Annotated in this window: 10 protein-coding genes; 8 read left to right on the top strand and 2 right to left on the bottom strand. The window is 32.3% G+C overall.

Features of this window, described 5'->3' with window-relative positions; all coding sequences use genetic code 11:
* Window positions 1-165 precede the first annotated feature (165 nt).
* Both argH and HMPREF3247_RS01755 read right to left on the bottom strand, forming a co-directional pair.
* On the bottom strand, window positions 166-1,545 hold the full coding sequence (gene argH, locus HMPREF3247_RS01760) for an argininosuccinate lyase (protein ID WP_070866173.1): 1,380 nt from the start codon (window positions 1,543-1,545) through the stop codon (window positions 166-168).
* Window positions 1,535-2,740 (bottom strand): argininosuccinate synthase, encoded by a 1,206-nt coding sequence (locus tag HMPREF3247_RS01755; protein WP_000660040.1) that lies wholly within the window; start codon window positions 2,738-2,740, stop codon window positions 1,535-1,537. The genes argH and HMPREF3247_RS01755 overlap by 11 nt, the downstream gene beginning before the upstream one ends.
* A 350-nt stretch (window positions 2,741-3,090) precedes the next feature.
* Between HMPREF3247_RS01755 and HMPREF3247_RS01750 the strand changes: the two genes are divergently transcribed.
* The 8 genes from HMPREF3247_RS01750 to HMPREF3247_RS01715 all read left to right on the top strand — a co-directional run bounded on the left by HMPREF3247_RS01750 (window position 3,091) and on the right by HMPREF3247_RS01715 (window position 15,518).
* Window positions 3,091-4,422 (top strand): glucose-6-phosphate isomerase, encoded by a 1,332-nt coding sequence (locus HMPREF3247_RS01750; RefSeq protein ID WP_000148852.1) that lies wholly within the window; start codon window positions 3,091-3,093, stop codon window positions 4,420-4,422.
* Between the two features lie 324 nt (window positions 4,423-4,746).
* Window positions 4,747-5,322, top strand: a complete 576-nt coding sequence (locus HMPREF3247_RS01745) for a TVP38/TMEM64 family protein (RefSeq protein WP_000007967.1) — start codon at window positions 4,747-4,749, stop codon at window positions 5,320-5,322.
* Window positions 5,323-5,326: 4 nt separating this feature from the next.
* The gene (gene lepB, locus HMPREF3247_RS01740; protein ID WP_000758209.1) at window positions 5,327-5,851 is read left to right on the top strand and encodes a signal peptidase I; all 525 of its coding nucleotides are present in this window, start codon (window positions 5,327-5,329) and stop codon (window positions 5,849-5,851) included.
* Between the two features lie 15 nt (window positions 5,852-5,866).
* Window positions 5,867-6,442: a signal peptidase I gene (lepB, locus tag HMPREF3247_RS01735; RefSeq protein ID WP_000711896.1), complete on the top strand. Its 576-nt coding sequence runs from the start codon at window positions 5,867-5,869 to the stop codon at window positions 6,440-6,442.
* A 159-nt stretch (window positions 6,443-6,601) separates the two neighbouring features.
* Window positions 6,602-10,078: a helicase-exonuclease AddAB subunit AddB gene (gene addB, locus HMPREF3247_RS01730; RefSeq protein ID WP_001566566.1), complete on the top strand. Its 3,477-nt coding sequence runs from the start codon at window positions 6,602-6,604 to the stop codon at window positions 10,076-10,078.
* A complete protein-coding gene (gene addA, locus HMPREF3247_RS01725; protein WP_000154935.1) occupies window positions 10,079-13,732 on the top strand; it encodes a helicase-exonuclease AddAB subunit AddA in 3,654 nt (1,217 codons plus the stop codon). It begins immediately after the preceding gene.
* A 165-nt stretch (window positions 13,733-13,897) separates the two neighbouring features.
* Window positions 13,898-14,800, top strand: coding sequence for a fumarylacetoacetate hydrolase family protein (locus HMPREF3247_RS01720; RefSeq protein WP_000670752.1), 903 nt, complete (start codon window positions 13,898-13,900; stop codon window positions 14,798-14,800).
* A gap of 328 nt (window positions 14,801-15,128) precedes the next feature.
* Window positions 15,129-15,518, top strand: coding sequence for a YisL family protein (locus tag HMPREF3247_RS01715; RefSeq protein ID WP_000902805.1), 390 nt, complete (start codon window positions 15,129-15,131; stop codon window positions 15,516-15,518).
* Window positions 15,519-15,652 lie beyond the last annotated feature (134 nt).

The raw sequence follows: 15,652 nt of genomic DNA, 5'->3' as shown, positions 1-15,652 counted from the left end.
TTACACATTTCTTTTACAATTTATAACATTTTTGTAATATAAATTTAAAAGAATTATCAAACATTTTAGGAATCTTAAAAATGTGATGTTCAACAAGACGAAGAGAGCATTAAAATACCCACAATGTAATTTTAATAGACATTGTGGGTAGGTAGATTAACGTATTTATTGTGATAGTAATTGTTTAGCAACATCAAGTTGTTGTTTGACCGATGATTGCCCCGTTGACCCGTAACTTTGACGTCGTTTCAAGCAATTTTCAGGCTGCAAATAATCGTAAATATCGGCATCGATACTAGAATGATGTTGTTGATATGTTGCTAAAGGAACATCTAATAAATAATGACCTTGTTGTATACATTCTAAGACGATTTTTCCTACAATTTCATGTGCAGTTCTAAATGGAATATTTTTAGTTACTAAATAATCTGCTAGTTCCGTTGCATTTGAAAAATCTTCTTTAACAGTTTGATTGAGTCGTTCTTTATTAATTGTCATCGTTTGAATCATACCTTCGAAAATACGTAAAGAACCTTTAATTGTATGGACAGCATCGAATAAACCTTCTTTATCTTCCTGCATATCTTTGTTATATGCTAGAGGTAATCCTTTTAAAGTCATAAGCATGCTCATTAAATGACCAGTCGTTCGACCAACTTTACCTCTAATTAATTCTGCCATATCAGGATTTTTCTTTTGTGGCATAATAGATGAGCCAGTTGAAAATGCATCTGATAATGTAATGAATTTAGCTTCGTCTGTGGACCAGAAAATAATTTCCTCTGCAAAGCGTGATAAGTGAACCATCGTTAAAGAAATATTATGCAATGTTTCAATAATATAGTCTCTGTCACTAACAGCATCTAGGCTATTCTCATAGAGACTGCCAAAGTTCAACAATGCTGTTGTCTCGTGTCTATCGATAGGGTATGTGGTACCACTTAAGGCTGCTGCACCTAAAGGATTAATATCGATTCGTTTTAAACTATCTTCAAATCGTTGTTGGTCTCGTTGTAACATCCAAAAATAAGTCATATTATGATGTGCAAATGAAATTGGCTGTGCACGCTGTAAATGAGTATAACCAGGCATAATTGTATCAACATTATTGGAAGCGATGTCTACAATTACACTTTGTAACGACTTAATTAATGCGATGATATCTTGCACTTGTTTCTTAGTGTACAAGTGCATGTCTGTTGCAACTTGATCGTTTCTACTGCGTCCAGTATGCAACTTACCACCAGCATCACCAATACGTTTAATTAATTCATGTTCAATATTTAAATGAATATCTTCTAATGATGCACTAAATTGAATTTGATCTTGATGATAATCATGTTGAATAGATTTTAGTCCTTGTATAATTTGTTCGCTGTCTTGTTGACTAATAATGCCTTGATTCGCAAGCATAGTTGCATGTGCAATGCTGCCTTCGATATCTTGATCTATGAGCGTTTGATCAAAAGTAATGGATGCGTTAAAGTCGTCAACCCACTCTTCAGGTTGTACTTCAAATCTACCGCCCCAAGCTTTATTGCTCATTGCTATAGCCTCCATGCAACATCGCATTTACTTGAGTAGGTAAACCATAGATATCGATAAAGCCAACAGCAGCGTCTTGATTAAATGCATCTTCTTTTGTATAAGTTGCTAATTTTTCATCATATAATGTGTAAGGTGATTTTCTACCATTCACGATGGCATTACCTTTGAATAATTTAATTCTGACATCACCACTTACGTATTGCTGAGTACTATCAATAAATAATTTCAAGCTATCAGTTAAAGGTGAGAACCAAAGTCCATTGTATAGTTGTTCAGCAAATTGCTTCTCAATGATTGGTTTAAAGTGTGCGACATCTTTCGTTAACGTAATCGTTTCTAATGCTTTATGCGCTTTTAAAATAACTTCTGCAGCAGGTGCTTCATAAATTTCTCTTGATTTGATACCTACAAGTCTATTTTCTACATGGTCAATTCTTCCGATACCATGCTTACCAGCTAATGCATTCAACGTTAAAATTAAATCGTCTAATTCATATGTTTTGCCATCAATTTGAACTGGGATGCCTTTATCAAACGTTAAAATGATTTCATCAGCAGCATCTGGTGTTTCTTCTAAAGCATTTGTTAGATCGAACGCATCCTCTGGTGGCGCAGCATAAGGATCTTCTAAAATACCACATTCATTCGCTCTGCCCCATAGATTTTGATCGATAGAATAAGGTGAATCATGGTTGATTGATACAGGGATATTATGTTTAATTGCATAATCGATTTCTTCTTCACGACTCCATGCCCACTCACGTACAGGTGCGAATGCTTTCAATGATGGGTTTAATGCTTTAATGGCAACTTCGAAACGTACTTGGTCATTCCCTTTACCAGTACAACCATGTGCAATACCTACTGAATTTGTTTTCTCAGCAATCTCTACTAATTTTTTAGCGATTAATGGTCTTGATAAAGCTGAAACTAATGGATATGCATTTTCATACATTAAATTTCCTTTGATTGCATAACTTACATACTCATCACTAAATTCTTTTGTTGCATCAATAATATGACATTCAACTGCTCCCATATCTAAAGCTTTTTTATAAACGATGTCTAAATCTTTACCTTCACCAACATCTAGGCAACAAGCTACAACGTCGTATCCTTTGTCGATAAGCCATTGAACGGCCACACTTGTATCTAGTCCTCCTGAATATGCTAAAACAATTTTCTCTTTCATAAAATTCACCTCATTGTAGTTATCTGAATATTTCGTATGAACACATGATAGCAAACTTTTAATGAAAATAAAACCATTATTTTACATATTTATTCATAAAATGCAATGGAGATATATAGAGTTATAAGTATAAATGCTTGTTTATCAATGTTTAAAAGTGTTTTAAAAAACATGCAAATTGTATAAAAAATGTTTGAGTGTTTGACGCCAGTTTGAAATGTTTGTTGAAAAATAGGTGTGAAACGTCACATAAATATCAATTTTATTGATTAAGTACAAACTTGTGAATTGAATCGCAAACGTAAACTTAGTAAAATTAAGATATTAAATGAAACAGGAGGCTTTTATAGATGACTCATATTCAATTAGATTTTAGTAAAACGTTAGAATTTTTCGGTGAACACGAATTAAAACAACAACAAGAAATTGTTAAATCAATTCACAAAACAATTCATGAAGGTACTGGTGCAGGTAGTGACTTCTTAGGCTGGGTTGATTTACCAGTTGATTACGACAAAGAAGAATTTTCAAGAATTGTTGAAGCATCAAAACGCATTAAAGAAAATTCTGATGTTTTAGTAGTCATCGGTATTGGTGGTTCTTACTTAGGTGCACGTGCAGCAATCGAAATGTTAACGTCATCATTTAGAAACAGCAATGAATACCCTGAAATTGTATTTGTTGGTAATCACTTATCATCAACATATACGAAAGAGTTAGTTGATTATTTAGCAGACAAAGATTTCTCTGTAAACGTTATTTCTAAATCTGGTACAACTACAGAACCAGCAGTTGCATTTAGATTGTTCAAACAATTAGTTGAAGAAAGATACGGTAAAGAAGAAGCACAAAAACGTATATTTGCAACAACGGATAAAGAAAAAGGTGCTTTAAAACAGTTGGCTACAAACGAAGGTTATGAAACGTTTATCGTACCTGATGATGTAGGTGGAAGATATTCTGTTTTAACAGCAGTAGGATTATTACCAATTGCAACAGCTGGAATTAACATCGAAGCTATGATGATTGGTGCTGCAAAAGCACGTGAAGAATTATCTTCAGATAAATTAGAAGACAACATTGCATACCAATATGCGACAATTCGAAACATTTTATATGCAAAAGGTTATACAACAGAAATGTTGATTAACTATGAACCATCTATGCAATACTTTAATGAATGGTGGAAACAATTATTTGGTGAATCAGAAGGTAAAGACTTCAAAGGTATCTATCCTTCAAGTGCCAACTACACAACTGATTTACATTCTTTAGGTCAATATGTACAAGAAGGCCGTCGTTTCTTATTCGAAACAGTGGTAAAAGTAAATCATCCTAAATATGATATTACTATTGAAAAAGATAGTGATGATCTAGACGGATTAAATTATTTGGCTGGTAAAACAATCGACGAAGTTAACACAAAAGCATTCGAAGGTACATTATTAGCGCATACTGATGGTGGTGTTCCTAACATGGTAGTGAACATTCCACAATTAGATGAAGAAACTTTCGGTTATGTCGTATACTTCTTCGAACTTGCTTGTGCAATGAGTGGATACCAATTAGGTGTAAATCCATTTAACCAACCTGGTGTAGAAGCATATAAACAAAACATGTTCGCATTATTAGGTAAACCTGGTTTTGAAGACTTGAAAAAAGAATTAGAAGAGCGTTTATAAAATACATTACTTCAATGATTAGTGAAGTTTGAAAAGATAGAACTAGACGTTAACTATTTAAAGCATATTTTCGAGGTTGTCATTACAAATGTAAAAATGTAATGACAACCTCGTTTTTATTTATATGCAAGAACTAGGTTACTAGCTAATGTGACAAGATGTTAAGAGAAAATTAAAAATAAAATAATATCTGTCTTACAATAATATTGTTATACTACTAGAGACTGATTTATTAGCATGATTACATGTTAATGTTTCTTTACTTAGTAATTAACTTTATAATGTAAGAATAATTATCTTCAACCAAAGAAAGGGATTGATGATTTGTCGTTTCATCAAGTAGAAGAATGGTTTGAGATATTTCGACAGTTTGGTTATTTACCTGGATTTATATTGTTATATATTAGAGCGATAATTCCAGTATTTCCTTTAGCACTCTATATTTTAATTAACATTCAAGCTTATGGACCTATTTTAGGTATATTGATTAGTTGGCTTGGATTAATTTCTGGAACATTTACAGTCTATTTGATCTGTAAACGATTGGTGAACACTGAGAGGATGCAGCGAATTAAACAACGTACTGCTGTTCAACGCTTGATTAGTTTTATTGATCGCCAAGGATTAATCCCATTGTTTATTTTACTTTGTTTTCCTTTTACGCCAAATACATTAATAAATTTTGTAGCGAGTCTATCTCATATTAGACCTAAATATTATTTCATTGTTTTGGCATCATCAAAGTTAGTTTCAACAATTATTTTAGGTTATTTAGGTAAGGAAATTACTACAATTTTAACGCATCCTTTAAGAGGGATATTAATGTTAGTTGTGTTGGTTGTATTTTGGATTGTTGGAAAAAAGTTAGAACAGCATTTTATGGGATCGAAAAAGGAGTGACATCGTGAAAAAAGTTGTAAAATATTTGATTTCATTGATACTTGCTATTATCATTGTACTGTTCGTACAAACTTTTGTAATAGTTGGTCATGTCATTCCGAATAATGATATGTCACCAACCCTTAACAAAGGGGATCGTGTTATTGTAAATAAAATTAAAGTTACATTTAATCAATTGAATAATGGTGATATCATTACATATAGGCGTGGTAACGAGATATATACTAGTCGAATTATTGCCAAACCTGGTCAATCAATGGCGTTTCGTCAGGGACAATTATACCGTGATGACCGACCGGTTGACGCATCTTATGCCAAGAACAGAAAAATTAAAGATTTTAGTTTGCGCAATTTTAAAGAATTAGATGGAGATATTATACCGCCTAACAATTTTGTTGTGCTAAATGATCATGATAACAATCAGCATGATTCTAGACAATTTGGTTTAATTGATAAAAAGGATATTATTGGTAATATAAGTTTGAGATATTATCCTTTTTCAAAATGGACGATTCAGTTCAAATCTTAAAAAGAGGTGTCAAAATTGAAAAAAGAATTATTGGAATGGATTATTTCAATTGCAGTCGCTTTTGTCATTTTATTTATAGTAGGTAAATTTATTGTTACACCATATACAATTAAAGGTGAATCAATGGATCCAACTTTGAAAGATGGCGAGCGAGTAGCTGTAAACATTATTGGATATAAAACAGGTGGTTTGGAAAAAGGTAATGTAGTTGTCTTCCATGCAAACAAAAATGATGACTATGTTAAACGTGTCATCGGTGTTCCTGGTGATAAAGTAGAATATAAAAATGATACATTATATGTCAATGGTAAAAAACAAGATGAACCATATTTAAACTATAATTTAAAACATAAACAAGGTGATTACATTACTGGGACTTTCCAAGTTAAAGATTTACCGAATGCGAATCCTAAATCAAATGTCATTCCAAAAGGTAAATATTTAGTTCTTGGAGATAATCGTGAAGTAAGTAAAGATAGCCGTGCGTTTGGCCTCATTGATGAAGACCAAATTGTTGGTAAAGTTTCATTTAGATTCTGGCCATTTAGTGAATTTAAACATAATTTCAATCCTGAAAATACTAAAAATTAATATGAAACAAATACAACATCGTTTGTCGGTTTTAATACTGATAAACGATGTTTTATTTTGTTAGTACCACAATAAAAGCTAAGTTCGAAATGAACTTATAATAAATCAATCACAATCACTTTGTGTTAAAATATGTGTCAAAGGAAGTGAGGGTTTGTCATGACATTACATGCTTATTTAGGTAGAGCGGGAACAGGTAAGTCTACGAAAATGTTGACCGAAATAAAACAAAAAATGAAAGCAGATCCGCTTGGAGATCCAATCATTTTAATTGCGCCAACTCAAAGTACATTTCAATTAGAACAAGCCTTTGTCAATGATCCGGAATTAAATGGTAGTTTAAGAACAGAAGTGTTGCATTTTGAACGATTAAGTCATCGTATTTTCCAAGAAGTTGGTAGTTATAGCGAACAAAAGTTATCTAAAGCTGCAACGGAAATGATGATTTATAACATTGTTCAAGAACAACAAAAGTATTTAAAACTTTATCAATCACAAGCAAAATATTATGGGTTTAGTGAAAAATTAACAGAACAAATTCAAGATTTTAAAAAATATGCAGTAACGCCTGAACATTTAGAACACTTTATTGCTGATAAAAATATGCAAACTCGAACTAAAAATAAGTTAGAGGATATTGCTTTAATATACCGTGAGTTCGAACAACGCATTCAAAACGAGTTTATTACTGGTGAGGATTCATTACAATATTTTATTGATTGTATGCCGAAATCAGAGTGGCTAAAACGTGCTGATATATATATTGATGGTTTTCACAACTTTTCAACGATTGAGTATTTAATAATCAAAGGATTAATTAAATATGCGAAGAGTGTCACAATTATATTGACGACAGATGGTAACCACGATCAATTTAGTTTATTTAGAAAACCATCGGAAGTGTTACGACATATTGAAGAAATAGCAAATGAACTCAATATTTCTATTGAACGTCAATATTTCAACCAATTATATCGCTTCAATAATCAAGATTTAAAGCATCTTGAACAAGAATTTGATGTACTTCAAATCAATCGAGTGGCATGTCAAGGTCATATCAATATTTTAGAATCTGCGACTATGAGAGAGGAAATAAATGAAATTGCGCGACGTATCATCGTTGATATTCGTGATAAGCAATTACGATATCAAGATATTGCTATTTTATATCGTGATGAATCTTATGCTTATTTATTTGATTCCATATTACCGCTTTATAATATTCCTTATAATATTGATACAAAGCGTTCGATGACACATCATCCGGTCATGGAAATGATTCGTTCATTGATTGAAGTTATTCAATCTAATTGGCAAGTGAATCCAATGCTACGCTTATTGAAGACTGATGTGTTAACGGCATCATATCTAAAAAGTGCATACTTAGTTGATTTACTTGAAAATTTTGTACTTGAACGTGGTATATACGGTAAACGTTGGTTAGATGATGAGCTATTTAATGTCGAACATTTTAGCAAAATGGGGCGTAAAGCGCATAAACTGACCGAAGATGAACGTAACACATTTGAACAAGTCGTTAAGTTAAAGAAAGATGTCATTGATAAAATTTTACATTTTGAAAAGCAAATGTCACAAGCGGAAACTGTAAAAGATTTTGCAACTGCTTTTTATGAAAGTATGGAATATTTCGAACTGCCAAATCAATTGATGACAGAGCGAGATGAACTTGATTTAAATGGTAATCATGAAAAGGCGGAGGAAATTGATCAAATATGGAATGGCTTAATTCAAATCCTTGATGACTTAGTTCTAGTATTTGGAGATGAAACAATGTCGATGGAACGTTTCTTAGAAGTATTTGATATTGGTTTAGAACAATTAGAATTTGTTATGATTCCGCAAACATTGGACCAAGTAAGTATTGGTACGATGGATTTGGCTAAAGTCGATAATAAGCAACATGTTTACTTAGTAGGTATGAATGATGGTACGATGCCACAACCAGTAACTGCGTCAAGCTTGATTACAGATGAAGAAAAGAAATACTTTGAACAGCAGGCTAATGTCGAGTTAAGTCCAACATCAGATATTTTACAGATGGATGAAGCATTTGTTTGTTATGTTGCTATGACTAGAGCTAAGGGAGATGTTACATTTTCTTACAGTCTAATGGGATCAAGTGGTGATGATAAGGAGATCAGCCCATTTTTAAATCAAATTCAATCATTGTTCAACCAATTGGAAATTACTAACATTCCTCAATACCATGAAGTTAACCCATTGTCACTAATGCAACATGCTAAGCAAACCAAAATTACATTATTTGAAGCATTGCGTGCTTGGTTATATGATGAAATTGTGGCTGATAGTTGGTTAGATGCTTATCAAGTAATTAGAGATAGCGATCATTTAAATCAAGGTTTAGATTATTTAATGTCAGCATTAACGTTTGACAATGAAACTGTAAAATTAGGTGAAACGTTGTCTAAAGATTTATATGGTAAGGAAATCAATGCCAGTGTATCCCGTTTTGAAGGTTATCAACAATGCCCATTTAAACACTATGCGTCACATGGTCTGAAACTAAATGAGCGAACGAAGTATGAACTTCAAAACTTTGATTTAGGTGATATTTTCCATTCTGTTTTAAAATATATATCTGAACGTATTAATGGCGATTTTAAACAATTAGACCTGAAAAAAATAAGACAATTAACGAATGAAGCATTGGAAGAAATTTTACCTAAAGTTCAGTTTAATTTATTAAATTCTTCAGCTTACTATCGTTATTTATCAAGACGCATTGGCGCTATTGTAGAAACAACACTAAGCGCATTAAAATATCAAGGCACGTATTCAAAGTTTATGCCAAAACATTTTGAGACAAGTTTTAGAAGGAAACCAAGAACAAATGACGAATTAATTGCACAAACATTAACGACAACTCAAGGTATTCCAATTAATATTAGAGGGCAAATTGACCGTATCGATACGTATACAAAGAATGATACAAGTTTTGTTAATATCATTGACTATAAATCCTCTGAAGGTAGTGCGACACTTGATTTAACGAAAGTATATTATGGTATGCAAATGCAAATGATGACATACATGGATATCGTTTTACAAAATAAACAACGTCTTGGATTAACAGATATTGTGAAACCAGGTGGATTATTATACTTCCATGTACATGAACCTAGAATCAAATTTAAATCATGGGCTGATATTGATGAAGATAAACTAGAACAAGATTTAATTAAAAAGTTTAAGCTGAGTGGTTTAGTGAATGCAGACCAAACTGTTATTGATGCATTGGATATTCGTTTAGAACCTAAATTCACTTCAGATATTGTACCAGTTGGTTTGAATAAAGATGGTTCTTTGAGTAAACGAGGCAGCCAAGTTGCAGATGAAGCAACGATTTATAAATTCATACAACATAACAAAGAGAATTTTATAGAAACAGCTTCAAATATTATGGATGGACATACTGAAGTTGCACCATTAAAGTACAAACAAAAATTGCCATGTGCTTTTTGTAGTTATCAATCGGTATGTCATGTAGATGGCATGATTGATAGTAAGCGATATCGAACTGTAGATGAAACAATAAATCCAATTGAAGCAATTCAAAATATTAACATTGATGATGAATTTGGGGGTGAGCAATAGATGACAATTCCAGAGAAACCACAAGGCGTGATTTGGACTGACGCGCAATGGCAAAGTATTTACGCAACTGGACAAGATGTACTTGTTGCAGCCGCGGCAGGTTCAGGTAAAACAGCTGTACTAGTTGAGCGTATTATCCAAAAGATTTTACGTGATGGCATTGATGTCGATCGACTTTTAGTCGTAACGTTTACAAACTTAAGCGCACGTGAAATGAAGCATCGTGTAGACCAACGTATTCAAGAGGCATCGATTGCTGATCCTGCAAATGCACACTTGAAAAACCAACGCATCAAAATTCATCAAGCACAAATATCTACACTCCATAGTTTTTGCTTGAAATTAATTCAACAGCATTATGATGTATTAAATATTGACCCGAACTTTAGAACAAGCAGTGAAGCTGAAAATATTTTATTATTAGAACAAACGATAGATGAGGTCATAGAACAACATTACGATATCCTTGATCCTGCTTTTATTGAATTAACAGAGCAATTGTCTTCAGATAGAAGTGATGATCAGTTTCGAATGATTATTAAACAATTGTATTTCTTTAGCGTTGCAAATCCAAATCCTACAAATTGGTTGGATCAATTGGTGACACCATACGAAGAAGAAGCACAACAAGCGCAACTTATTCAACTACTAACAGACTTATCTAAAGTATTTATCACAGCTGCTTATGATGCTTTAAATAAGGCGTATGATTTGTTTAGTATGATGGATAGCGTCGATAAACATTTAGCTGTTATAGAAGATGAACGACGTTTAATGGGGCGTGTTTTAGAAGGTGGCTTTATTGATATACCTTATTTAACTGGTCACGAATTTGGCGCGCGTTTGCCTAATGTAACAGCGAAAATTAAAGAAGCAAATGAAATGATGGTCGATGCCTTAGAAGATGCTAAACTTCAGTATAAAAAATATAAATCATTAATTGATAAAGTGAAGAGTGATTACTTTTCAAGAGAAGCTGATGATTTGAAAGCTGATATGCAACAATTGGCGCCACGAGTAAAGTACCTTGCGCGTATTGTGAAAGATGTTATGTCAGAATTCAATCGAAAAAAGCGTAGCAAAAATATTTTGGATTTTTCTGATTATGAACATTTTGCACTACAAATTTTAACTAATGAGGATGGTTCGCCATCAGAAATTGCCGAATCATACCGTCAACACTTTCAAGAAATATTGGTCGATGAGTATCAAGATACGAACCGGGTTCAAGAGAAAATACTATCTTGCATCAAAACGGGTGATGAACATAATGGTAATTTATTTATGGTTGGAGATGTTAAGCAATCCATTTATAAATTTAGACAAGCTGATCCAAGTTTATTTATTGAAAAGTATCAACGCTTTACTATAGATGGAGATGGCACTGGACGTCGAATTGATTTGTCGCAAAACTTCCGTTCTCGAAAAGAAGTACTGTCAACGACTAACTATATATTCAAACATATGATGGATGAACAAGTCGGTGAAGTAAAATATGATGAAGCGGCACAGTTGTATTATGGTGCACCATATGATGAATCGGACCATCCAGTAAACTTAAAAGTGCTTGTTGAAGCGGATCAAGAACATAGTGATTTAACTGGTAGTGAACAAGAAGCGCATTTTATAGTAGAACAAGTTAAAGATATCTTAGAACATCAAAAAGTTTATGATATGAAAACAGGAAGCTATAGAAGTGCGACATACAAGGATATCGTTATTCTAGAACGCAGCTTTGGACAAGCTCGCAATTTACAACAAGCCTTTAAAAATGAAGATATTCCATTCCATGTGAATAGTCGTGAAGGTTACTTTGAACAAACAGAAGTCCGCTTAGTATTATCATTTTTAAGAGCGATAGATAATCCATTACAAGATATTTATTTAGTTGGGTTAATGCGCTCCGTTATATATCAGTTCAAAGAAGACGAATTAGCTCAAATTAGAATATTGAGTCCAAATGATGACTACTTCTATCAATCGATTGTAAATTACATTAATGACGAAGCAGCAGGTGCTATTTTAGTTGATAAATTAAAAATGTTTTTATCAGATATTCAAAGTTACCAACAATATAGTAAAGATCATCCGGTGTATCAGTTAATTGATAAATTTTATAATGATCATTATGTTATTCAATACTTTAGTGGACTTATTGGTGGACGTGGACGACGTGCAAACCTTTATGGTTTATTTAATAAAGCTATCGAGTTTGAGAATTCAAGTTTTAGAGGTTTATATCAATTTATTCGTTTTATCGATGAATTGATTGAAAGAGGCAAAGATTTTGGTGAGGAAAATGTAGTTGGTCCAAACGATAATGTTGTTAGAATGATGACAATTCATAGTAGTAAAGGTCTAGAGTTTCCATTTGTCATTTATTCTGGATTGTCAAAAGATTTTAATAAACGTGATTTGAAACAACCAGTTATTTTAAATCAGCAATTTGGTCTCGGAATGGATTATTTTGATGTGGATAAAGAAATGGCATTTCCATCTTTAGCTTCGGTTGCATATAAAGCTGTTGCCGAAAAAGAACTTGTGTCAGAAGAAATGCGATTAGTCTATGTAGCATTAACAAGAGCGAAAGAACAACTTTATTTAATTGGTAGAGTGAAAAATGATAAATCGTTACTAGAACTAGAGCAATTGTCTATTTCTGGTGAGCACATTGCTGTCAATGAACGATTAACTTCACCAAATCCGTTCCATCTTATTTATAGTATTTTATCTAAACATCAATCTGCGTCAATTCCAGATGATTTAAAATTTGAAAAAGATATAGCACAAGTTGAAGATAGTAGTCGTCCGAATGTAAATATTTCAATTATATACTTTGAAGATGTGTCTACAGAAACCATTTTAGATAATAATGAATATCGTTCGGTTAATCAATTAGAAACTATGCAAAATGGTTATGAGGATGTTAAAGCACAAATTAAACACCAACTTGATTATCAATATCCATATGTAAATGATACTAAAAAGCCATCAAAACAATCTGTTTCTGAATTGAAAAGGCAATATGAAACAGAAGAAAGTGGCACAAGTTACGAACGAGTAAGACAATATCGTATCGGTTTTTCAACGTATGAACGACCTAAATTTCTAAGTGAACAAGGTAAACGAAAAGCGAATGAAATTGGTACGTTAATGCATACAGTGATGCAACATTTACCATTCAAAAAAGAACGCATATCTGAAGTTGAGTTACATCAGTATATCGATGGATTAATCGATAAACATATTATCGAAGCAGATGCGAAAAAAGATATCCGTATGGATGAAATAATGACATTTATCAATAGTGAGTTATATTCGATTATTGCTGAAGCAGAGCAAGTTTATCGTGAATTACCGTTTGTAGTTAACCAAGCATTAGTTGACCAATTGCCACAAGGAGACGAAGACGTCTCAATTATTCAAGGTATGATTGACTTAATCTTTGTTAAAGATGGTGTGCATTATTTTGTAGACTATAAAACCGATGCATTTAATCGTCGCCGTGGGATGACAGATGAAGAAATTGGTACACAATTAAAAAATAAATATAAGATACAGATGAAATATTATCAAAATACGCTTCAAACGATACTTAATAAAGAAGTTAAAGGTTATTTATACTTCTTCAAATTTGGTACATTGCAACTGTAGTATTTTGATTTTCAAAAGAATAAAAAATAATTTCGATTAAGTGCAAAGCCCTTGTAGCAGAATGAACATAACTCATTTTCAAAATTGTCTTACTTATTTATTTGTTATTTGATAACGAAAAAAGTTATAATGTGAATTAAGATAAAGATGAGGAGTTGAGAATGAATGAAATTCTTATCATTCAAGTATAATGACAAAACTTCATATGGCGTTAAAGTAAAACGCGAAGATGCTGTATGGGATTTAACACAAGTATTTGCTGACTTTGCAGAAGGAGATTTCCATCCTAAAACATTGTTAGCTGGTTTACAACAAAATCATACTTTAGATTTTCAAGAACAAGTACGTAAAGCAGTTGTAGCAGCAGAAGATAGCGGCAAAGCTGAAGACTATAAAATTTCATTTAATGACATTGAATTCTTACCACCAGTAACACCTCCGAATAATGTGATTGCTTTTGGTAGAAATTACAAAGATCATGCGAACGAATTAAATCATGAAGTAGAAAAATTATATGTATTTACAAAAGCAGCGTCATCTTTAACAGGAGATAATGCAACAATTCCAAATCATAAAGATATTACTGATCAATTAGATTATGAAGGTGAATTAGGTATTGTTATTGGTAAGTCTGGTGAAAAGATTCCAAAAGCATTAGCTTTAGATTATGTTTACGGCTATACAATTATTAACGATATCACTGATCGCAAAGCACAAAGTGAACAAGATCAAGCATTTTTATCAAAAAGTTTAACTGGCGGTTGCCCAATGGGTCCTTATATCGTTACTAAAGACGAACTACCATTACCTGAAAATGTAAATATTGTTACAAAAGTTAACAATGAAATTAGACAAGATGGTAACACTGGCGAAATGATTCTTAAAATTGATGAATTAATAGAAGAAATTTCAAAATATGTTGCACTACATCCGGGAGATATTATTGCAACTGGTACACCAGCAGGCGTTGGTGCAGGTATGCAACCACCTAAATTTTTACAACCAGGTGATGAAGTTAAAGTGACTATTGATAATATTGGAACGCTGACAACTTATATCGCTAAATAATTATCATTTAAAAAGCTAACCAGTCTTTATATAGATTGGTTAGTTTTTTCTTGCTTTTCTAAAAAGGTGTTAAAGATAAATTATTTATAATGTTACCATTTTGAGATGAAAGTGAAATATTGATATTAAGAAGTAGTTGATTATTTTACAGCAGATTCACAATATTCTAATAAGGAATAAAATGTCATGTTCTTCCTCTCAAATATAGAAGTGTGGTAGAATATATATTCGTGTATAATCAAATCATGATTAAATTACAAGCAAGTGGGTATTAATCCCAAGAAGCTTTAATTTAATAATATAAATAATTAAAGTGGGGGGAATCAGTATGTTACATTTACATATATTAAGTTGGGTATTAGCGATTATTTTATTTATCGCTACATACTTAAACATTTCAAAAAATCAAGGCGGATCACCATTTTTCAAACCGTTGCACATGATTTTACGCTTATTTATGCTGTTGACGTTAATTTCAGGATTTTGGATATTAATTCAGTCATTTATGAATGGCGGGGCAAATCATATGTTGCTTACATTGAAAATGCTGTGTGGTGTTGCAGTAGTTGGATTGATGGAAGTGTCGATTGCTAAAAGAAAGAGACATGAACAAAGTCACAAAATGTTTTGGATAACAATGGCATTAATTATCATCACAATGGTATTAGGTGTCATTCTACCGTTAGGGCCTATATCAAAATTATTCGGTATTGGCTAATTGATAAGACATATAGTATATGACATAAGGCATGGACAATTATTAGTCCAAGACCTTATGTCTTTTTTGATTCTAAAAATGTTTAAACATAAAAAAAGGACTGGGACATTAAGTTCTTAGGCAATGTAAAAAAG

Origin of the sequence: Staphylococcus sp. HMSC36A10, assembly GCF_001838845.1 — a bacterium.
In the GTDB taxonomy this organism is placed as follows: domain Bacteria; phylum Bacillota; class Bacilli; order Staphylococcales; family Staphylococcaceae; genus Staphylococcus; species Staphylococcus aureus.
This window is presented reverse-complemented; position numbering and strand designations above follow the sequence as displayed.